Origin of the sequence: Lysinibacillus sp. NPDC059133 (assembly GCF_042755925.1) — a bacterium.
Classification (GTDB): Bacteria; Bacillota; Bacilli; order Bacillales_A; family Planococcaceae; genus Lysinibacillus.
In genome coordinates, this window is the sequence record NZ_JBHZDH010000072.1 from 1 (window position 1) to 22001 (window position 22001).

Consider the following 22001-nt stretch of genomic DNA (forward strand, 5'->3'; position numbering starts at 1 on the left):
TAAAAGCGAAAATCAATCACTACATGGTCTATTACAATAATTATCGTTATCAATGGAATCTAAAAAGGATGGCTCCTGTGCAATACAGAAACCATCTCTTAGCTGCTTAATCTCTTTTTTTAGTTTGTCCTTGACTTGGGTACCACATTAAATATTTATCCTTACATATGTTTTTGAGGTACTGTAACTTTTCTATTTTTTTAATGAATCTAATAAGGTACAATATTCTTTTTTCTTTGGATTACTTTCATCATTACAAAGACGTTCTAATAAGTAAATTGTATACTCTTTAGGTTTACGCTGTAATGATTTTACTAATACGTCTTCATAACCATCATGATAAAACTTTTCTAAAAAACTCCCAAATGGTCCTGGACCGCCAAAATCAATATCTGGGCTTCTTTCAACTAATAGAAATATAGGCTCTAGAAAATCAAATGCATTATCTAACTCTTCAATCTCATCCATTATTTCATATGCTGGGTCTTGGAATAAATATTTATCTTTTTCATTATCAGCTAATTCTATTAATCGTTCTAATTCAAAAATATAATCTTCAATTTTCTTTTCCATAAAACTTCTCCTTTGTAATTGATTTCGTCTAGCCAAGTTTATAACAGGATACTTTACCTCTTGGAACATCCCCTGCTTTTATTTTTCCTTTTAACTTTGTTTGTAAGCCTTGTAATCTTTTTATAGTGGCGTCATCATTTATTCTTGGTTTCCATTTACTTTTTATTTTATTCACTCGACTGTCTACATAACGGCTATATTGAGGGTGAGAGCCACGATGATATACTTCTGCTCCCATCTGATTCCGACGAGAATTACTACTTGGCATGTGAATTCCATTAGATTTTGAATCCATTCCCATGCCTAAATGATCAAACATAGCTTGATGTTTGCCCCAAATTTCCTCAGGGATAAGATGATGCGCTTCCATACCATCACCAATAGCACCACCTAAAGCTTTATCCAATTTAGCACTATCTAATCCAAATGGATCAATTTCAATCAAAGGATTATGGACATACCCATATAAAGTAGGGTTTCCACCAACAAGACCAATTGAATCAACCTGAGTATAAATACCTTCTCTCGGAGAATAGTACCTGAATCGATTGTAATAAAGACCTGTCTCATAATCTTCATACTGTCCCTGATACTTAAATGGAATAAAGTCCTTTTCACCAGTAAATTCTTTTACACGACCATAAATATCTAACTCACTTGACCAAACCTTTTTACCTTCTAAATCATAAGCTTCAACAGGAGTACCCAAATAGTCACTAATAATACTATAATTGCCCCTACTTGTTATTTTAGCTGATGGAATGAACTTATCTTCATTGAAAATCCAAGTTACAAGGTTTCTATCAATTCCATTAGTAAATCCAGTGTTCGTTGATTCATTCGAAACACTAGTTTCACAAGTATAGTCGCATTCTACCCATTCATGCAGAGTCGTATTCCTGTCCCATATAAAATGAGTAGCTCTTCCATCACAGGCCTTTTCAATACGCCTACTAAGTGAATCATACTTAAATTTTACTTCTTTAATCGGTTTGCCCTGTGAAAAAAGTATAGCTTTCGACATCATGCCATTACCATAATACTCGAACTTCCACGTATCACCATTCTTTTCGACTTTTTGAACCAAATTTCCTTCATCATCATATGAGAATGTTGTTTCTTTCGTTTCAAGCAATCTACTTCCGGCGCCATAGACACGATCTATCTTTTCTTTCGTTTCATACAAATTCCCGACATCATCGACACTGCGGTGTAAGAAGTCAAATTGATCGCCTTGATTGGACCAGACGAGGTTACTGAATTCATCATAACCATAAGTGACTTTTACACCCGTTAACTCGTTTACCATGCTTCGTAAGCGATGATTGGCGTCCCAATTATACGCGCGTCTTCGTGTATCGCGGTTTTGGCTATTAATTCTATGATGTGTTGGTCTACCTGCTACATCATACTGCCACTTGCTAATGACATCTCCGGGTAAGATTCGCTCAATCTCTTGACCTAGCTCATTGTACTGCATTGCTGCTATCCAATGTTCTTGCTCTGAGCGAGAGGCTGTAATTTGTGACACAATTCCCATTTCATTTCGAGCGACATCGATTTTTGCACCTAAACTACTTGTAATCTGTGAACGATTGCCTAATTCATCGTAGGTACTCGCAATCCAATGGTCATTCTGCCACTCCTTGATCACTTGTCCAGATGGGTCTCGTTCCAACTTTACAGTTACATGCTCATTCTCAGTCGCTATCAACGAACCATTTTTGTCATAGCTAAACGTTTCCCAAGTGTCATCATAATAATCAGCCCGAATGACATTCCCTAGACCATCATGCTGATACGCTGTCCAACGATCACCCGGTCGTTGAATTCTCTGAACCAATCCAGCCAGACTTCGCTCATACGTTCTTTCCATCTCATCAAAGCCAATTTCCTTGATGATATTTCCTTTCGTATCGCGTTCAAACTGATACGTTTCGCCTTTTTCATTGATGACAGCGGTTAACTGCTCCTCTGTATCATAGTCGAATTTAACTTTCTTTCCACCTTGTTCTCGAGACACCAAGCTGCCCAAAATAGTGTAGGAAAAGAATAATTAATCTAAAATTAAAAAAACAAAAAAAGGGCGATAAACCCTTATTAATGGATTTATTGCCCTATCTAAATTAATTATTTCAAATCATTCTAGAATCAATAAGTCCTAGCAATTATAGGTACCCTACATTAATTTTCCTTGTGAGAAAACACTTAACTAACAGAGATTGATTCAAAATAAGTTTGAACACCTTATTCAATATAAAGTGCTCCATTTTTCCGACATTACCACATGAAAGGTTTGCATGTTGCCTATTCAAGTTATCATGACTGGTCTTAACTATTTTAGCAGCTATACTATTTATAAATATACCTCTATTATGAATATAAGTATTATTCTGTGTGAGTTGCCACTTCATAAAATTGAAAAACCTTGTTTCAAATTAGAAAGTAAAAACGAGCGAACAAAACTTGATTGAAAGGGTTTTGAAATTTCTTAGTCAACTGATTTTTACTTTTAACGTACGCAAAAAACACTAGTTTCTAGTTTCACTTAATTGTGGATAGTAAACACACGAGTTAAGGCCATTTCACTACTAATGAAAAGCCATATGTAATGAAGACTATAAAAGATCTTCATTACATATGGTTTCAATTTTACTAATAATCTACGCAATTCTGTTTCTATATTTGAGATTTTATTAAATAAACGTAATTAATATAAAATGTGGCCCATCAACTCTACTTTCTTAAGACCCGCATTTACCTATTCAAAATTGAAAAGGGGATTTTGTTGAAAGTCCTTTTTTAATTTTTTCAATTTCTTCAATGGCTTTTTGTTTCCAATGCTCTTTTAATCTAAAATCTTCATTATAAAAATCTTTGTTATGGAGTTGAGAAATTAAATCTGCTAACTCAAACCACTCTAATATATTAATTGAAATATTCAACATGCTTTCTGGACTAAAATCTTCAAGATCATGATCATAAAAAAATACTGTTGGTGGTGATATAACATCATCAAGATCAATTATCCAAAAATCACCTCTACCAGTTTCGGCGAATATCCAATGATTTTCTTTAAATTCACTAAAATCATCGTGATACTCTTTATTATATTTTTTTGCTTTTTCATAAGATAAAAAAACATGATCTGTCTCAATTTTATTATCAGCAAGTTTCTCATATAAAAACAAACAATCCTTCCTCGTAAACTCACTAATCTTAGGAATTTTATTTCGATGTTCTAAGCTTTCAATTATTTCGTCAAAATTTCTTTTCTTTATCATGAAATTCACTACTTTCTACATGGGGCATTTTTAATTGAAGTTGCACTTCTAGAATTTATATTAGATTTTTTAGCCATCCTGTCTAGGGTATATTCAAAATATTGTTTCAACTCCTGTTGCGAGGCGTTAGGGAATTTGTTTGGAGTCTCATTGAGAATGTTTTTCCAAACTTTATTCCAATTTTTACCTATTTTACTACTATTCGTATGAATACCCGGCTTCTTTGTATGTTGCTTTTTATTAAGATCGTAAAAATATTTTGGATCATTTACGTCAATACCTGCCATTTTCATAAACTTATCTTTATACTGTTCAGGGAAACCATGATGAATATCACCTGTTGCATTTTTTCCAGTATGAGATTTCCATAAATTTTGAAGAACGTAAGTATAAGTTTTTGCTAATCCAAACACATCTATTTCAACATTTGGATCACTAACGTATCCATAAAGCGTCGGATTATTCCCTGCGAGCCCAATAGGATCTTGTTGTAAATACATTCCCTCAATTGGAGTGTAGTAACGGAATCTGTTGTAATATAATCCGATCTCCATGTCTTCATACTGCCCCTGATACCTAAACGGAATGAAGTCCTGTTCACCAGTAAATCCAATCAATCGTCCATATATATCAAGCTCAGCTGACCAAACCTTATTACCTTCTTCATCAAAGGCTTCTACAGGCGTTCCTAGATAGTCACTAATAATACTGTAATTACCTTCACTCGTGATTTTAGCTGAAGGGATGAACCCTTCATTAAACACCCATGTGACTAGATTCTCTGGTATTTCAAATTTATTCTCTGAGGAATACTCAACTGGATTTTCAAATTTATCTGAATCATTCTGCAAGAAATACTCATGTAGGATAGTATTCCCGTCCCAAACGAAACTTGTTGTCTTATCATCAGAACTCTTCTCAATCCTTCTTCCTAGCGAGTCATACTTGAAAGTAACTTCCGTGTTATCTGGTCTGATGACCTTTGACATCATGCCATTGCCGTTATATTCGTACTTCCACGTATCACCATTCTTTTCGACTTTTTGAACCAAATTTCCTTCTTCATCATAAGAAAATTTTGCATCTCTCGTTTCAAGCAATCTACTTCCGGCGCCATAGACACGATCTGTCTTTTCTTTTGTTTCATACAAATTCCCGACATCATCGACACTGCGGTGTAAGAAGTCAAATTGACCGCCTTGATTGGACCAGACGAGGTTACTGAATTCATCGTAACCATAAGTAACTTTTACACCTGTTAACTCGTTTACCATGCTTCGTAAGCGATGATTAACATCCCAATTATACACGCGTCTTCGTGTATCGCGATTTTGACTACTTATTCGATGGTGTGTTGGTCTACCTGCTACATCATACTGCCATTTGCTGATGACATCTCCGGGTAAGATTCTCTCAATCTCTTGACCGAGTTCATTATACTTCATCGATGCTGTCCATTCTTGCTCTGAGCGAGAAGCGGTAATTTGCGACACATTGCCCACTTCATTACGAACAACATCAATTTTTGCACCTAGGCTACTCGTAATCTGTGAACGGCTGCCTAATTCATCATAACTACCCGCAATCCAATGGTCATTCTGCCACTCCTTGATTACTTGCCCAGAGGGGTCTCGTTCCAGCTTTACGGTCACATGCTCATTTTCAGTCTCCATTAACAAGCCATTTTTGTCATAGCCAAACGTTTCCCAAGTGTCATCATAATAATCAGCCCGAATGACATTCCCTAGACCATCATGTTGATACGCTGTCCAACGATCACCCGGACGTTGAATTCTCTGAACCAATCCAGCCAAACTTCGCTCATACGTTCGTTCAATATCATCAAAGCCAATTTCCTTGATGATATTCCCTTTCGCATCACGTTCAAACTGATACATTTCGCCTTTTTCATTGATGACAGCGGTTAACTGCTCTTCTGTATCATAGGCGAATTTAACTTTCTTTCCACATTGTTCTCGAGCCTTCAAGCTGCCGAGAATGGTATAATCAAAGGCAACTTGTGTATGGTTATCTTTCGCAAAAACGATATCATCATAGGCATCGTACTTTAATTGAACGTCATTACCATCCGAGAGGTTTGCCCGTACAAGTCGATTCAAGTTATCAAAACGGAACTTCTCTGTGGCCCCTAGCGGATTTGTCGTTGTTGTGCAATTCCCACGATGGTCATACGCCCATGTCGAACTCGTCCCGTCTGGCAATGTCACTTGACTCAGGTTCAGATCAGCATCATAAGCTAAGCTTACCACATGGTCTTGCGCATTTGTCACCGTTTTAATTAAATATTGCTCATTGTAGGAAAATTCAGTTTTCGTTCCATCTTCTAAAACATTTGCCTGCAATGTACTATCTTCATTATAAGTCCACTGACGGCTTCCACCCTCTGCATTTACAGCCTGAATCAACCTATCCTTCTCATCATACTGAGAGGATACGGTACTGCCATCTGCAAGAGTAATCGTCACTGGATTTGCCCATTCGTCATAGCTATATGCCGTGACCCGACCATCTTCATCTACTTCTTGCAGTAATTCAAAGTCCCCATTATATTGATAGCTGACTTCACTTCCATCTGGATGAACAATTTTCGTACAGAGATTATCTTCGTTGAAATAATAATAACTCTTATGGCCTAAGCTATTCGTAATTTCGTTATAACCCTCGTGATACGAAAGCTCATAAGCAAGGACATTGCCATCTCCCCATGTTTTGATTACTCGAGCACCTGTAGTTGGGCCATCATAGCGCCAGAAGAAGCTATTTTTATTGCGATCAGTTTTTTGCATCATTAAGTGATTAACATATTTTAAATGCGTACTTTGCCTTAACGCATCTTGGATTTCGATTAAATCTTGTCCATCATTGTAAACATAGCGAACTAAGACTTCACGGCTCATCTGGTTACGTAAGGCAACTTCTGTCATTCTGCCTACCTCATCAGTCGTAACCTCGAGCACTCTACCAACACTGTCTGTTACTTGAGATAGGAACCCTTTAAGGTTATAGGCAAATTGAATATGATGCTCTTGCTCATTTTTTACTTCTTTTAATCGGTATTTTTTTTCAGTTGTTTGTTCAAATACATAAATTAATCGTGTATCATGCTCAAACAAATGATACTCCTCCCCTGTATTTGTTAAAGTCATTTTTTCTCTTTTGTTAAAATACGGCAAGTTTATTGGTAAAATTGGAAACCCCACTGCACGACCATCCGTTACAACTATCCCAATCAGGTCTTCTTCTTCAAAAATTTCTAAGGCTAGATCATATGTAAAGTGCATACCATGACCTGATAAGCCAATCCGACTACTATCACTGTACCATGCTCGTTCCCATGAAAGGGGAATGGGTCCAGGTAGTTCAAAGTCGATACCTTCATAAATCATACGCCCAGTAATTGCATCAACAGGATCCCCACATGACTGGGTATGTTTTTTATTTTGCCCATTTGTACACTTTTGCTTCTTTGATCCTTTACGATTAAATTTCTTTAGCGCGTCCTTGGCCATATCCTTCATACCATCTAATGCCTTTGACACACCGAGCAATTCATCCATCGATGAAACAACTTTATCTGCTGCCGTCTTCACGGCTTTAGATCCTTTGTTAGCTAGTTCCGCTAGTCCCTTTACTGCATCTAACGTTTTAGATACTTTCGGATAAGCTGCCTTCATCCCTTTTGCTAAAGCTTTTGAAGCATCTATTGCCTTATCAGCACCTTTTGCGACATCAGCAGCTTTATCTAAGAGTTTCGCCCCTTTTTTGACCTTGTAGGCTGCCTTGGCGGCATCACCAACTACTGGGACTGCACCTACTAAGTTCATGGCTGCATCCATGTAATTCCCTCTTGCTAAGCTAATTCCTGCATTCGCAATATCTGCAAATGTACCGATAACAGGAATAAATCCAGCAACATCCAATGCTGCACTTACGCCATCTACTAAACTACTAAACCAGCCTTTCTTCTCTTTCTTCTCTTCTGCCTTTTGCGGGAAGATTAAGTCAACTTTCGTCGTAGCTTCGATTGCTTCTTCATTTAATTTCGGTGGTTGACTCTGCTTCTCTATGCCTTCTTGATCAATGAGCGTACTAATTAATTGTGTGTCAGCGGCCATAATCACATGACTTTGTTCCTTCGCGGATATGGCAATCCATTCTTCCGCTTCTACGGCTAGCTCTTTCATTCCACTAATTTCGAGCGTTTCATCGGCCGCTAGCATGATGGTACTGTTACTTTGAAATGTTACGCCATCTCCATCATCCATCTTTAAGTCCAATACCCCATCTACTGCACTGAAAGTAATATCACCAACACCTAATGTCACATCTTTCCCAACATTGGTCGCCAATGATTTAACGGTAGTGTCCGCCATTTTCTGCGTCTGCTTTTGTCCACCCTCTGGTGTGGCTGGATTAACACGCACCGAGCTGATAACGATGGCATCTTCTTCAACTGCACTTGGAAAATGCAATTGGGCACGTGCACCTGTTTGAGGCATTAAATACATAACACCATTGGCATCTGCTGAATAAGCAAACCAATGTGCTTTTCCTTGATCCTGGCTTTTATCTATATCTAAATGAATTTTGACTGTGTTTTGCGTAACATCAATGATTTTTCCAGTAAATGCTGCACCAATGAGATCTAAATTACGTACTAACCGCTGACGAATACTTTTCTCTGGTTGGGCAGTATATTGAAACTTCAACACGCCATCATCAAGATGGGTCTCCCTAGCCGTTACGATATAGGAACTTCCCTTGAATTGCACCAACGTGCCTAGCTCATGGGCCTCTGTGCTTTCAAACTCACAATAAGTATAATCGGCTTCACTCACATCCGTACCATCGTTTTCAGTAATCAACCGATACGCATCGACGTCCATCCGTACTATAGAAGGCAGATGGTCGATCGTTATGCTTTTCCTACTTTGAGGTGTACCAAGCCAAAATCGAGCACCTTTTCCTTTTAAATCAGGAAAAACAACAGCGTGCAAACGGGAGGCCATTCTTTTAATGAATTCCCAATCTGTTTCTAAGTATTGAATCGCAATACTACCAATGGCTTGACCGTTAGAAGCTTGGTCGATGTAATCCCCATTAGGATAGGCGCTTACGATGCTTTTTATTAACTGCACGTATGTCATGTTCGCATCTTGAAAAGAACGTGAACGCTTTGCAATATCCATATTTGCTGTAAATGATACGGCCTCAACAGAGACATAGTGCACGCCTTGTGATGCCTGCAACTCCGCATTATCAATTCTTCCTGAGAACAAAATGGCACTATCTCGCCCAAATTTCACTACTACTTCATCTGTTTGATTGACCCGCTGAATATACTTTTGCGCTTGCTCTTCAGCAATCATTCCCGTAAAGTACAACCTCGCATGGTCATTGGCCTTATGTTTGATAGTTAGTTTATCTAAATGTATAAGTGGATACGGCCATTCGAGCACAAGATCCTCATACGTACTAACCGTGTGTACTTCCTTTTCTTCTAGCGATTTCATTACTTACCTCCTTTCAATCAACCTCGTCTTTTAAAAGCCTTGTTTCGGTATTTCTACTTCCTCTTGACCGTCATGAATAATTTCGATTTTACCTCCACCTGCCGAGCATTGGGTATGGCAGCGGCTTAATAATGCTTGCTTCCCCTCGATATTGACATTTTCCATTCCTTCCATCCAGTCAATGGAACATGTTGGTGTACATGGCTTTTGCAACTGTAAACAAACACCAAAGGTTGGGATGTTGTCAGGGTTTCGATCCCCTACATTCATGACGGCTTTCTCTTTAATATAAACGCCATGGTCTTGCGGCAAATTTAAATAATTGAGATGGCTACCATGCTCGCAAGAAATGATTGCTCCATGTACCACATAACTAAATTGCTCCTGTTCCGAACCTTCTGTTTCCAAACTTTCTACAACTTGAGCCATTAACTATCCTTCCTTTCATATCGATTGAACACTGTTTCAAACTACGACAGTATTTTGGAATGATTTAGCTTATCATCATAGCGTGTGGTTGATCTCCGTTCCGATTGGGCGCTTTCCTGGGGGCGTCCAATCTCCACTCCAATCAACTTATATAAATGGCAATAACAAATGTCATCCACAACTTTTGATAATGAGCCATGATTTATTAGACTGATCTATCGTCTTTGTAGTTTTACTCGCTGCAACTGAATCCCAAGATATGGTCGTCGTAGCATACTTTCTGCCACGTCTAAATTGACGATGGTGAACGATTCCTTTTTGCCGTCGACTTGAAAAATACAATCCAGTTCCACTTTCTTCGGGTCAATTACGAGCTCCTTTATTTGTCCGTCTGGATAATAAGCCGTCTCATCGGAAATACAGTTCTTCTTTACAATGTCCATAAGCCAATGCACACGCTGTGTTCCTTTCTTCACATCCGTAAAGACAATGGCTGTAAATTCTAAGTTATCCTCATATTTCACCAATAACCCTTTTAAATCATCAGACACGATTCTTCGAGGCTTTTCTAAATAATCCAGATATACCGCATTCTCTTTTTCTATTACTTCCCCGAATACAGATGAACAGACAAAGTTATCATCAAGGTCTGTCTTGAAAGGAATAATTGGATTTGTAATGCTTTGATCTTGCCGAACAATAAAATACTCCATCTTTTCCTCCTGTAACTATCATTTCTATTGATTTCAACGTTAATGAATCCAATGAATGTCTTTTATCTGGTCTGGGCTAAATAGACATTTCTCTTGATCACGTTTAAAGAAGGTAGCTCCTTTTAAATTAGCACCTGTAAAATTAGCGCCTGCAATTTGCGCAAACTCAAATTTTGCATTTTCCAAATTCGCATGACTGAAGTCAGTGCCTAGGTAACACGCAACTTCGTCATCAGGAAGCATTAATGTTTTTCCCTGTGCATGTGTAAAATTAGCGCCTGCTAAATTGGCATTTCGAAAATCAGCATCTTGAATGGCTGCATAGGAAAAATCAACATTCGCTAAGCTACAATCTACAAAACTAGTACCGACGCAAACACTTTGTTTCAATGAAGCCCCTTCTAAGTCACTGCCATTGAAATTCGCATAAGAAAAGTCCATTTGGTCGAAAAGTTTTTGCTGTAACTGTAGGCTTGAGAAATTTTCAAACGTATATGATTTATCCATCTCTTTTTTCCCTAACCACGACAGAAGATTTTGTTCCACATGTTCCCGTTCGTCAAGCATCGCAACATCTTCACTAAATCCTTTATATTCACCGACACGAAAGCGCAAGCACGCAGCTCGTTGAAAGTCTATTTCAGGTACACTTTCTTGTTGATAGCGGAAAAGATAGCGTACCAATTGAATGATATACTGATGAAACAGGATCACAGTCTGTTGAATGATTCCTCGAACGTCAGCTGCTTGGATGGAGAGATACGGCTTTCTTTCTATTTCAAGCGTTTTGTGTAAATCTATAATCGCCTCACTAAGCCAATCCGCTTCATACTGTGCCGTGCATTCTCCCCAGTCGTAGTACCATTTTTCTCCGTAGGCTTCTAGCAAATACGTACACTTGTTATCTAGTAATGATGTTCGCAGCAATGAAAAATGAATAAAGGCTACTGGCGCTAACCTCCCTTGTCCCTGCTGATCTCTAATATTTGCAAACAGCTGTTCAAGCGAGTGAATGATTGGTTTTAATAAGACTTCCTTCTCTTGGCGAAACTGTCGATCAACCTTCTCTTGTAATCGGCTAACATGAACCGACACGCATTCATCCATAAAATGCTGTAATGCTTCTTCTCGTTTCATGCGTCCACATCCTCACTAATTTGCTCGTACTTCTGTTCCTTTAATCTCCATTTTGTCTTCCATCTTGATTGAACTGTCTTTACAAGTCATCTCTATTTTCTCGCTCGCATTAATCATAATTTGCTTCGCATTGATGGCGACTTTATCTGTTGCTTGTAAGGTAATATTTTTATCACTTATGATAGAAATCCCATTATCATCCATAAGCGAAATCATTAATCCTCCACCAGATATAACAATCCGATCGGGTGCAAGTAGAATTTGTTTACCGTGCTTTGTTCTGAGTGTTTTGACATCTGGATCCGCCATCCGTGCTGGGTCTTGGCGACTATCCTCAGGTGGTGCAGGTCTTGATCCGCCGCCACCTCCACCGCTAGCACTGGCACTTCCACCGCCTCCTGGACTAGGCGGATTCGTCGCTGCTAGCATCGAACCAGATTGTGGTGGTGCTTTTGATACGGAACTAATCGCAATCCCTTCATCCTCACGATTGCCTGGGAAATAGATTCTCACATTATCAGATAGCTCCGGCATGAAGTACCATCCTGTATTATCTTCTGATGCATAGATCGTAGAATACGGAAACCAATAAGCTGTATCTTTTTCTTGACCCTCGTCGAAATCGACATGAATACGAATTTTGTCCCCCGCAACATCAATTACTTTCCCTTGAATGGAGGCACCAATAATAGCTTGATTATAAGTAGTATGGACACTGAAGCCGTTCTGAGGTGTTAACGTGTAGATATGCTTGAACAAGCCATCTTTTAAAGTTGAGAAGATTTTATAGACATATAATTTTTTTGATTGGAATGTAACTTCATTGCCTATTTTGAATGGTTGGAACGATTCTACTTCATAGTACATATAGTCACTATCAGTAATACCGTCAAGATGATTTTTACTGGACACAAGGAAATTGCCAATCGCCTTTTTAACTCGATAATTGATGGCCTCCATTTTCTGCGTGCCCCCAGCTTGAAACGGTACACCGAAGTAAAACTTGGCGGCTGGGTGAACCGTATCCGGCACTAGGCCTGTATGAAATCGCGATGCCATTCGTTTAAGAAACTCCCAATCCGTCTCTATATATTGCATCGTAAAGTGACCAATAGTAGCGCCCTTTGAGGCATAATCCATGAAATCTGCACCTTTTTGATCGGCAATACATGCATTTATTAATTCACTATAGGGCATACTCGCATTTTGATAGGTTTGGTTTATCTTCTTCACATCTAACAAATACGTATGCGAAACTGCTTTAACCTCCAAATAATAGGTACCCAAAACCGATTTCACTTGTACATCTAGCGCCAACCCATTAAAAATAGGAATAGTTTGTCCACCACTACCGATTTGTACTACTTCAATAGCCGTTTCTGCATCCGTCATATAGACATAGGAATCTTGTAGTTCATCTGGAATCACGCCCGTTAAATGCAATGTAGCATGCTCATTCATTTGTTGCGTAATTTCGATTTGATTGACGCGAATATTATAGGGCATCACGATGATATCTTTATACGTCAAGGCTGTTTCCTTACTCATTCGACAACACCTTCCCCATCTAATAATTTGTTTTCAACAAAGATAGATTCCATCATGCCGTAAGCAATGGGCTTCCAAATATCCATCTCTTTTTTCAAACAATTAACCGAGCCCATCGTCACATTCTCGCCTACTATAAACAAAAACATTAAATTATAAATCTTGTTATCTAGTGCTGGCGAAATAAAATCAAAGTAACCAATTTGTAAACCGTTAACTTCATTCATGCCGGTATCCAACATTTTTGTAGTCGGCTGCGTTTTTTGAAGGATGTTCCTCATGGCCTCTGTGAAGTCTTCTAATTCCTCTTCTTTTACCTGTTGTTCCATGATTTTCAGCGTGACATTAATGGACGTACTTTCGCTTGTATAAATATAATCGGGTCTACGACTGGATGGATATTTAATATCCATTAATTCTGGCTCCATCACGTCAAAGGCTGCAGGCATACACATCCGGATTTGACCCTCATAAAAACTCATTTCTTTAAACTCAATCGTTTCATCTTCAATCATGAGCTGACCATCTTTAATCGCTTTCACAATATCCGTATTTAATAATTGGTTTTCGATGTTCTCCATTCGTTTCTTCTGCCTTGCATGCTTCGTCATCTCAATAACTTCTTCATCCATGAAATTCATTGTTTTCGCTCCTTTGTTTCGATTCTTTATTCGTTCCATCTCATGACCCTGTATTTTTTTGCTTTCCTATTAAATAACATAGATTCTCAAGGTCATTTTGTTATTAATTTAATTTTTTTCAGTAATATTCCAGTATTAATTACATATATGGCAATATAACCATTAATTGGTTATATTCATCATTAAATATGCTAATAAACCCTAGATAAAAAGTCAACATCCATAAGTTCTATTATTTGGAATAGACAAAAAAATAATCCTGAAGGCGCGGAAAAATTTGAAATTTAGTAGTTAGATATACTGTGTGAGGAAAAGATAAAGAGGAACTTTAATCATTGTGGTATAGAAATGTAACTCGATCGAACTACGAGTATATTCATGATGAAGAGAATAATTATAAGTTGTAAATAATGTTTGATATGATGATGAAGGTATGCTGTATTTAATAGTAACAATATCCAAGGTTATTAAAAGCAATACTATATGTACATTTTGCTGTTAAAGGATGTATAAAATCACTCGTTATCAGTGGTGAAAATAGTGTTTAATCTGTATGAATCGCGACGATTGTGACAACTGTTGATGTCCTCGCCTTTTGTTGTACCCCAGTAGTGCGTTCGCGGTTTTTTCAAATATGTTTGCAACTATGCGCGTACATAGAACGGTAGTTAGGGTGAAAGAACAGAGTCGGTCAAAGAGACATCTATCGCAACTAAACGGCATGGCCTTAAGAACGTTTTTCTTGTTTCATTTGATTAGGCAGGAAATATCAACGGAAATGAAAACAGAAGATGTATATACTTCATATAACTATGCCATTGAGTTGAGGAAGGTGTATGAGCAAATTGACCCCATAGCAATGAAGGAAGTAGAAGGATATTGGTCACAATTGATAGAAGACTATGAAACTGGATTATGAAACCCTATGAATTGCTTAGTAGAATAGTAGAGTCTGAGCGTCCAAGGTATCCATCAAAGGAGGAATAAAGATGGCTTCATACGTTTTATTACTAAAAGAATATGAAGATAATGAAACCGTGGTTTACAGATTCGGACCTAATGAAAATATTATGGGGAAAATTGAGTTAAATAAATTTACTAGAAAGTATACCGAGTTAGATGTTATACCAGATAACAATTTTTCATCTGAATTTTATTATGATAGAGCTGCTCAAAGAATGGCAGTTTGCCTAGTAAAAGAAGGTGGTGTGTTTCCTGACAGAACAGCTTTCGAATCATAGTAAATAAAAAATCACCTTGATTGGATTTATGCTTTTCAAGGTTTAAATTTAAGTACTTTATGCTTAAAAAATAATCTGATGTTTGAATCAAAAACTCATGAATGTTATAACTTGGTGGTAAAAAAGTATTGCAAATTTGATTGTTTATAGTTTGTAAGTGGTGAAAATATGAAGGGTGCGATAACTTTGCCCTTCTATTCCATTGAGGAAGCTGTCATTGTCTGTCGGTGTACGGGTGCGACTACAACCGATCCCCACATGCTTCATTTCAACATCAGGATAATACATCTTCACCACATCCAAAAATATTTTACCTGGATAAATCGGCATTTTGGAATTGAATATACAAAAAGCGCAAGTCCCTAATATATTAGGAAATTCTTTATGGATAGTTGCACCTGCCCCCACAATTTCTACCCTCAAAAATTTTTCATCTACAATTTTCCCTATTGAATGCATATATAATCTAATAGTTGAATACGATGTAATACCTTCGCATGGTCTATCCGTTGTTGATAAAATATCAATGTTACCTATTTTATCGTCATCCCAGTATTTGTGAATAGCAGGATTGCCACCAAATGCTTTTAAACTGAAGTTTCTAAAACAGTAACAGGTGATTGAATAGTATCCTTTCTACCTATAATATTTTTCACTTCATGCGCGAAAATCACTCATCCATAAATCAATATATTTGCATTAATTTTTTCTCATCAATTTTCTAAATACAAAATGCTTATTCCACCTCATCGTATAAGTTGAAATAAGCATTTATAATTATAATTTATTCAAGCATCTGTTTTGGTGAATCACTTATTCAAGTAATAACTAACATCTGGTTCATCACACTATTTCTAATACATCTGTAAATAAAGCCTCTCCTAAAGTAAATCTCCTATTAAACGGCTGAATATCTGGTAATTCACGCCACTCATAAACAGTGTCATAGAAATCATAAAGATAACTCAATTCGATATAACCTTTATTCTCCATAATTCTTCTGATTTGATTCGCTCCTTGTATTACTTCTAATGATTCAGCCATCCCTACTATCTCATAACTCCCGTCTATTAAGTTATGCCTAAGTTTATAGCTAAAATCTAATATATAAACTGGAGTTAATTTTGAAACCAGAATGTTTATTTTTTGCTCTAGTAAAAAACCCTCCTTCCCTTGTAAATCTTTCATCTCAATTATTATTTCTGAAGAAGGGCCAACCAAATTCCTTATTTGAATTTTCTTTATAGCATAAACCCCACTAAATTCCATAGGTATTTGTATCTCTTCTGTACATTTTCTCTTGTACCATTCATCAAGCTCCCGTTTTAAAAAAATACGGTCCAATAGATTTCCAATCTCAGGATATTCTTCAACAAATCTTTTTCCATGTTCCATATATTTAACCATCCCATCTTCTTGAGGATCGCCATTCTTAGTTCACTTTCCAGTTACTGGGTCACTCCCCCTAAATGTTCAGTTTTTCTACTATTCCATTTTTCTAATTTACCATGTTGGGAGTCCCACTGCTAATTAAATCCATCTTTATCGGTCTTCCTTTTTAATTTCTGTTTAATTTGGGCATCCCCTACTACCCATCCAATTTGTAGGATCTGTTAATCTGTAACCAATAAAAGCGGTTATCTTAAAGATAACCGCCAGAATTTCACTTTAATAAAAATCCTTTAAAATCTAAAATTTCTTCAATTTCAGATTTAACTCTACTTAATGTATTTTCAAGTATCTCCATATCCAATTCTCCTGCTAAATAGTATAATTTTAACCAGTAAGCATTATTGTCAAGATAAGTATCAAGCGTTTTTCTAATATTTTCTTCTGTAATCTCCTGAACGATAATCATTGGAGGCATGGCAGGAAGATATTCAATGTTTTCTCTTTTCATTAATGTCTCAAGATTTTTGGGAGTACAGACAATTAGAGTATAGGTAAAACCATCATCTAGTTCCACAAATATATCAATATTATCATCTTTTATATTTTTTACTTCCTCCTTATTTCCCATATAATTCTTTTAGAGTATGCTCGTACTTCTTTTTCTGGTCTATCATTGCCCAAAATACTCCGGGATGATACAACCATCGTAAAGTAAGTATTTTCAATCACCTTATCATTTTCCTATTCTCTTCACATATACTTTATTTTTCATATGTTATAGTTAAAGCCTATATCCGTAAAAATATTTTTGTCCTTTTTCCCAGTTTTCACTTGAAAGTCTGTCTATATAGCCAATAAAATCTTTATAATTGCTCGCATTAATGACAGTATTGTAGCCCGCAGGTACTTTTTCACCAGACCAAATTGATAATAAAGAAGGTATTAATTCCATTTTTAATGGCTCCTCATTATTCGCAGCAATCATAACCCGCTCTATCAACTTTTTAGATAAGTCCCCAGGAAAAGCTAAATTTTGTTGGAAATAATAACTCTCTGTATCCATTTCCTCACAATAATTAAAATAGAAATTTCCAATTTCATCTATAGTTGCATCTTCACCAATTTGTTCCTCAAAATTAATAAAAGAATCAATAGAATCCCTTATAATAATAGCTGTATCACCGATTTCATCCCATTCTTCAAGTAAAGCCAATAAATATGGAATTATATCAAGAGAAAGTGATGTTGTGGCTGCTGATGCAAAAGTGTCTACTGTTTCTTCGTTTACCTCACTAAGAAAACGTAAATTATTTGAATCCCTTAAATCATCATGTGTCGCAACAGCTAAGAACATCCTAATACATAAATTCAAGACCGATTCATCTCTAGTCTGATTCATTAATTGGAACAATAATGGTTTTTGAGTAAAATCACCTATTTTAAATAATTCAATTAAATTAAATAAAACTTCCTTTTCTGTTACAGAATTCAAAATTTTCCCTTTAATTTCTGATTTGACTAAAGTTGTTTTTTCTCCAAACCATATACTATTCATAAGATTTCCCGTTTCTCCCATAGATGCACCTACTTTCATTGAATTATCTCTTGCCATTTCAAAACTTTATTTTGAAAAACAGTAACTTCAGTATGTTGAGGATTATTACCAAATACAATAACCCCCTTCTCATTCTCATGTATTTTCAGTATCTTAGCATTTTCTTTACCATAACCCATTTCGTGAAAATCCAAATTTACATCATCAATTTGTTCTCGACGAATAGCCGATTCTCCTGTCTTTTTAACATTTGACCTTACATTCTCTCCACCAAAAGATAAACCTTGCACATGGTGACCTTTTTCAAGTTCTCCTCTTCTAACCAACGTTTGATAGTCTACTCTTGCTTCCTTTAGTTCTTTTCCCTTTACTATTGTAGATTCATCAGGATTAGGATACCAATCAGGCTTAGTTTCATGTAATTTTTTCGCCTCATCATAATAAGATCCATAAACATCCTTACCTGAAGAATTATTACCCGTACCCTTAGGAATATCACCTTTAGCTGATGCCGCATTTTTCGATGATTTAGCAGCTGCTTCGGTTGCATTCGTCGCGTTTTTACTGTTGGAGAAGAGATTTAATGTAGCCTTTCCACCTTTTCCAGCTGCTTTAGCATATCCACCACCCAATATACCTGCCGCTGATATCCCTCGATCCATCGCACTCAATTTGTCCAGTGTAAATGGATCAAATCCAAAGGCCGTTTCAAAAACAGCTTTGGCATTACCAACGCCTGGAATGAAATCAGCTGCGGTTGATATTGCTTGGCTGATGCTTACCGATTTAACAGCTACTGCTGCTTTCTTTGTCGCACTTTTAGCCACATTAACAGTTGTTTTTGCTGCGCTTTTAGCCGCATTAACAGTTGTTGTTGGTAATACCATCTAATACAAAGCTGATGGAGCAGACTATAAACAAAAGTACCCTATAAGATTGACCTTTTCAAAGTGCCTATCTTATAGGGTACAATTTATTACCAAATATATAGTTCATACGCATGCTGAGTGCATTTAAAAGGATTAAGTTACTTAACTATATAAAACTTCAAATTTTTTGAGAAATTTTGATTTCAATAGATCCCTCAAGAATCTTTCTTATCTAATAACCAGATTTATTTCCACCATGTAAGTGTAATCTGTTTTAATTGAAATGTACGATTGTTTTTTTGTCCATAGCTCAAAACTTCCGGAACCCATCGCATAGCAAGGGGAGGCATACAAAAAGAAGTCACAAATACGGGCAGATAATCCGAATTGTAGACATTGTTAAGGTTCAGTTTTACCCTTTTAAATTATTGATATAATTTTGTATAAGCTGTCTGTTTTCCTCACTTTGAGGTAACAAACCTAAATGTTGATATTCAAAAATCATTTGTCGTTGAGTCGGGAATATTGCTGAATTAATTATGTCTTCATAATCATAATTAATTTTTATTTTTCCAGGATACTTTAATGTCAGCGTTAAATTCGTCCATGGTTCTTGATCATTATCAATAAATATTTGTCTTAAATCATAAAATTTATTTTGTAATTCTACTAATAAATTGTCATAATTTTTTTCACTCACTTTATATTTTTCAGGAATATCATGAGAGTAAATAAAATCTTCATTCTCCGAAGTATTAAAATAAAAGTACACTACTCTAGAACCGTCTAATATTTCAGCATATAAGTAAATTTCGTGCCAAATACCATCTGGTATCATATCTATAACATGCTCTGCTATCATAGGGTACATCTGATTCATCTGTTGTTCCATACTTGTACTAACCTCCAATTTGATTTTTTGTATTGTAACTTTTTGTGTGCTACCACCATTGATTAACTCTACTACAACTACCACAAGTATCAAGTTCAGTAAATAATTTCATTTTACCACTAGCATCGGGATATTGCCTATTGGTAGAGAAGGTTCAGTAAGTTTAACCTTTGGCACATTACCCGTCCCCTTAGTCTCGTCTCGTTCTTTAGGATCTTTATTTTGTTTTTGACTTGGTTTTTGTACTGGCTTTTACTCTTGTTTTGGTTTTTGCTCTTCTTTTTGTTTTGGATTTTGTTTTGCTGTTGAAGGTTAGCGCCGCCTACTAGACACGGACACAGGTACTTTGTTCGAGCCTTCCATTGTGACAGCCTGTCCCTGAATAGTCCTGTCTAATAAAATGTCATCCCGCCCTATTCTCATTTTTATTGCCTTAGTAATACTAATACTCCTTGACGGTATAACCTTCATGAGTTATTAATGTGAATTCGAGAATATTTTTAGCTGTATACAAGTTAAAAATGAGCGTCTTTCATTGTAAGTAGACCTACCTATTTTCATGTATTTTTGGTTGATTGATAGGTTTACTCAACTCAGTGTGAAATTTTCACAAATTTAAAACAGCCTTTATCTTGTCCATAAGTACATACACTTCGATTTTCTGTTCCTGATTTTCACCAACAAATTCCTTACATGTTTCTTTCAAACAACCATAGAAATGAGAACTGTTCATAATGATTTCGTTATATGATGCTGTGTTAATAAATATCATTATGCCTTCTTTAAATTTAATCTCCTCAGAATGCTCTGGAAGCTCATATCCCATCATATGATCTTGCCACGGCTCTCTCTTGGACAAACACTCTAGTACATTGAGTAAATCACTCTTCAAAAAAGAAAAAAATCTTGGATGACTGGCTGTTTGTCTATTAACATGAAAACCCTCCTAATTACCATAATTTCTTCATTCTAATACTGGGTATACACTTTCTATTTCTCCACCAACAGGGATCATACCCATGACATTTAGTGCAGAGCCAAGGTCAGCTCTGTCTTCCGATTTATTGGATACAGAAACAGGTGCTTTGTTGGAGCCTTCCATTCTCACAACCTGTCCTTGCATATCGGTGTTTCCATCCAAGACAAGACTACTAGTACCACAGGTTATCTGCATAGATTCTGTTGCGCTCATCGAAACGCTTTTACCTGCAAAGGTAATATCATTGCCTTTTTGTGTAAGCGGATGCTTACTATGTACTTCTACTTAAATTAGATAAAACACTTTTAATTCGATCAGCTAACTTTTCTTGTTCCTCTTCAGTCAATTGCTCATCAGATACATCTTTGAAACTGAACGATTGCAATACATGTTTAACATCTTCAATACCATCCACTCCAGTTAATCCTTGGTTGTACAAATTTTCAGCAAGTGTTGTATAGACAATGAATTTTTCACTTTTTGTATTTTCACAATCTCGGCCAAATCGTTGCAACACAGTAGTAACTATTGAATCAGTATTTTCATTTTCTAACTTAAAATTGTTAATAAATTTTTGGACCTCTTCTACCAATTCAACGTAATACCAACAAGCCCTAGGAAAATAATCTAGAGACATGTTTTTTAATTTCTGTAAAACACGTTCCTTTCGCGAAGCTAAATCACTATATTGTTGTGGTGTTAATTTATTTTCTTGTTGAATTATTTTAAAATCCAATTCAGTTAGATTTTTTTCCAAATAATCCTTGAAAGAATGTAGAATTTTAACATGGGAGACTGCTATTTCTGAAAATATCACAAAAATCATTGCTTTATCTGTTTCACTTTTTTTAGCCAACATATCATAGTCATAAAAATTCCTAGCTAACGCTTCTCTCTTACTAATTTTTTCTTCCTCTATTAATTCATTATAATCTTCGTAAATATCCTCTTCATATTCATCATAACTAAAAACCATTAAAAGACCTCCTTATTTACTTTTTGGTGAAATCGGATTATCACCATTATGAATTACTTCAACACGCGTGTTGATTATCCGGTTTCTTCCAATTAAAATCAAATAAAAAGAGAGATTCTCATGTAAAATTGTTAGTTACCACAACAAACAATTACGAAATGAGGAATCTCTCTTGAACCAGAATAACACGATTTTTACGCTCATTCAAAACTTTCTTTCAGAGGCAGAATGGCAATCG

At 36.4% G+C, this 22001-nt stretch carries 21 protein-coding genes and 1 pseudogene; 3 read left to right on the top strand and 19 right to left on the bottom strand.

Annotated features, from left to right (window positions below):
- A partial coding sequence (locus ACFXN8_RS24015) for an IS3 family transposase (protein WP_386848011.1) occupies nt 1-110 on the top strand: 110 nt, incomplete at its 5' end.
- 82 nt (nt 111-192) lie between these two features.
- Here the strand turns inward: ACFXN8_RS24015 and ACFXN8_RS24020 are convergent.
- The 9 genes from ACFXN8_RS24020 to ACFXN8_RS24060 all read right to left on the bottom strand — a co-directional run bounded on the left by ACFXN8_RS24020 (nt 193) and on the right by ACFXN8_RS24060 (nt 13859).
- Nucleotides 193-573, bottom strand: coding sequence for a hypothetical protein (locus tag ACFXN8_RS24020; RefSeq protein WP_386847992.1), 381 nt, complete (start codon nt 571-573; stop codon nt 193-195).
- A gap of 28 nt (nt 574-601) precedes the next feature.
- A complete protein-coding gene (locus tag ACFXN8_RS24025; RefSeq protein ID WP_386847993.1) occupies nt 602-2596 on the bottom strand; it encodes an RHS repeat domain-containing protein in 1995 nt (664 codons plus the stop codon).
- A gap of 742 nt (nt 2597-3338) precedes the next feature.
- Nucleotides 3339-3857 (bottom strand): hypothetical protein, encoded by a 519-nt coding sequence (locus ACFXN8_RS24030; RefSeq protein ID WP_386847994.1) that lies wholly within the window; start codon nt 3855-3857, stop codon nt 3339-3341.
- A gap of 8 nt (nt 3858-3865) precedes the next feature.
- Nucleotides 3866-9391 (bottom strand): DUF6531 domain-containing protein, encoded by a 5526-nt coding sequence (locus tag ACFXN8_RS24035; protein ID WP_386847995.1) that lies wholly within the window; start codon nt 9389-9391, stop codon nt 3866-3868.
- A 30-nt stretch (nt 9392-9421) separates the two neighbouring features.
- Complete coding sequence (locus ACFXN8_RS24040) at nt 9422-9820, bottom strand: DUF4280 domain-containing protein (protein ID WP_053596527.1); 399 nt, start codon at nt 9818-9820, stop codon at nt 9422-9424.
- A 215-nt stretch (nt 9821-10035) separates the two neighbouring features.
- Nucleotides 10036-10533: a hypothetical protein gene (locus ACFXN8_RS24045; protein ID WP_386847996.1), complete on the bottom strand. Its 498-nt coding sequence runs from the start codon at nt 10531-10533 to the stop codon at nt 10036-10038.
- A gap of 39 nt (nt 10534-10572) precedes the next feature.
- Nucleotides 10573-11670 carry a pentapeptide repeat-containing protein gene (locus ACFXN8_RS24050; RefSeq protein ID WP_386847997.1) on the bottom strand — a complete coding sequence of 366 codons (1098 nt, stop codon included), beginning with the start codon at nt 11668-11670 and terminating at the stop codon, nt 10573-10575.
- Nucleotides 11671-11685: 15 nt separating this feature from the next.
- The gene (locus ACFXN8_RS24055) at nt 11686-13218 is read right to left on the bottom strand and encodes a phage baseplate assembly protein V (protein WP_386847998.1); all 1533 of its coding nucleotides are present in this window, start codon (nt 13216-13218) and stop codon (nt 11686-11688) included.
- Entirely contained in the window at nt 13215-13859 is a 645-nt protein-coding gene (locus tag ACFXN8_RS24060) for a hypothetical protein (protein ID WP_386847999.1), read from the bottom strand. Before ACFXN8_RS24060 ends, ACFXN8_RS24055 begins: the two co-directional genes overlap by 4 nt.
- 778 nt (nt 13860-14637) lie before the next feature.
- Here ACFXN8_RS24060 and ACFXN8_RS24065 point away from each other — a divergent pair.
- Both ACFXN8_RS24065 and ACFXN8_RS24070 read left to right on the top strand, forming a co-directional pair.
- Nucleotides 14638-14778: a hypothetical protein gene (locus ACFXN8_RS24065; RefSeq protein ID WP_386848000.1), complete on the top strand. Its 141-nt coding sequence runs from the start codon at nt 14638-14640 to the stop codon at nt 14776-14778.
- A 70-nt stretch (nt 14779-14848) separates the two neighbouring features.
- Complete coding sequence (locus ACFXN8_RS24070) at nt 14849-15100, top strand: hypothetical protein (protein ID WP_386848001.1); 252 nt, start codon at nt 14849-14851, stop codon at nt 15098-15100.
- Nucleotides 15101-15244: 144 nt separating this feature from the next.
- Here the strand turns inward: ACFXN8_RS24070 and ACFXN8_RS24075 are convergent, their stop codons facing one another.
- The 10 genes and pseudogenes from ACFXN8_RS24075 to ACFXN8_RS24120 all read right to left on the bottom strand — a co-directional run bounded on the left by ACFXN8_RS24075 (nt 15245) and on the right by ACFXN8_RS24120 (nt 21763).
- Nucleotides 15245-15559 carry a hypothetical protein gene (locus ACFXN8_RS24075; protein ID WP_386848002.1) on the bottom strand — a complete coding sequence of 105 codons (315 nt, stop codon included), beginning with the start codon at nt 15557-15559 and terminating at the stop codon, nt 15245-15247.
- Nucleotides 15560-15943: 384 nt separating this feature from the next.
- A complete protein-coding gene (locus tag ACFXN8_RS24080; RefSeq protein WP_386848003.1) occupies nt 15944-16495 on the bottom strand; it encodes a hypothetical protein in 552 nt (183 codons plus the stop codon).
- Nucleotides 16496-16548: 53 nt separating this feature from the next.
- Nucleotides 16549-16596 (bottom strand): annotated as a pseudogene (locus tag ACFXN8_RS24085) (hypothetical protein); the annotation flags it as partial.
- 167 nt (nt 16597-16763) lie between these two features.
- Nucleotides 16764-17120: a hypothetical protein gene (locus ACFXN8_RS24090; protein WP_386848004.1), complete on the bottom strand. Its 357-nt coding sequence runs from the start codon at nt 17118-17120 to the stop codon at nt 16764-16766.
- A gap of 153 nt (nt 17121-17273) precedes the next feature.
- Entirely contained in the window at nt 17274-18086 is an 813-nt protein-coding gene (gene imm47 / locus ACFXN8_RS24095; protein WP_386848005.1) for an Imm47 family immunity protein, read from the bottom strand.
- Nucleotides 18083-18934 (bottom strand): pre-toxin TG domain-containing protein, encoded by an 852-nt coding sequence (locus ACFXN8_RS24100; protein WP_386848006.1) that lies wholly within the window; start codon nt 18932-18934, stop codon nt 18083-18085. The genes imm47 and ACFXN8_RS24100 overlap by 4 nt, the downstream gene beginning before the upstream one ends.
- Before the next feature lie 394 nt (nt 18935-19328).
- Nucleotides 19329-19808 (bottom strand): antitoxin YezG family protein, encoded by a 480-nt coding sequence (locus tag ACFXN8_RS24105; RefSeq protein ID WP_386848007.1) that lies wholly within the window; start codon nt 19806-19808, stop codon nt 19329-19331.
- A 607-nt stretch (nt 19809-20415) separates the two neighbouring features.
- Nucleotides 20416-20637, bottom strand: a complete 222-nt coding sequence (locus ACFXN8_RS24110) for a hypothetical protein (protein WP_386848008.1) — start codon at nt 20635-20637, stop codon at nt 20416-20418.
- A gap of 135 nt (nt 20638-20772) precedes the next feature.
- Nucleotides 20773-21000: a hypothetical protein gene (locus ACFXN8_RS24115; protein WP_386848009.1), complete on the bottom strand. Its 228-nt coding sequence runs from the start codon at nt 20998-21000 to the stop codon at nt 20773-20775.
- 58 nt (nt 21001-21058) lie between these two features.
- Nucleotides 21059-21763: an Imm3 family immunity protein gene (locus tag ACFXN8_RS24120; protein ID WP_386848010.1), complete on the bottom strand. Its 705-nt coding sequence runs from the start codon at nt 21761-21763 to the stop codon at nt 21059-21061.
- Nucleotides 21764-22001: the final 238 nt, after the last annotated feature.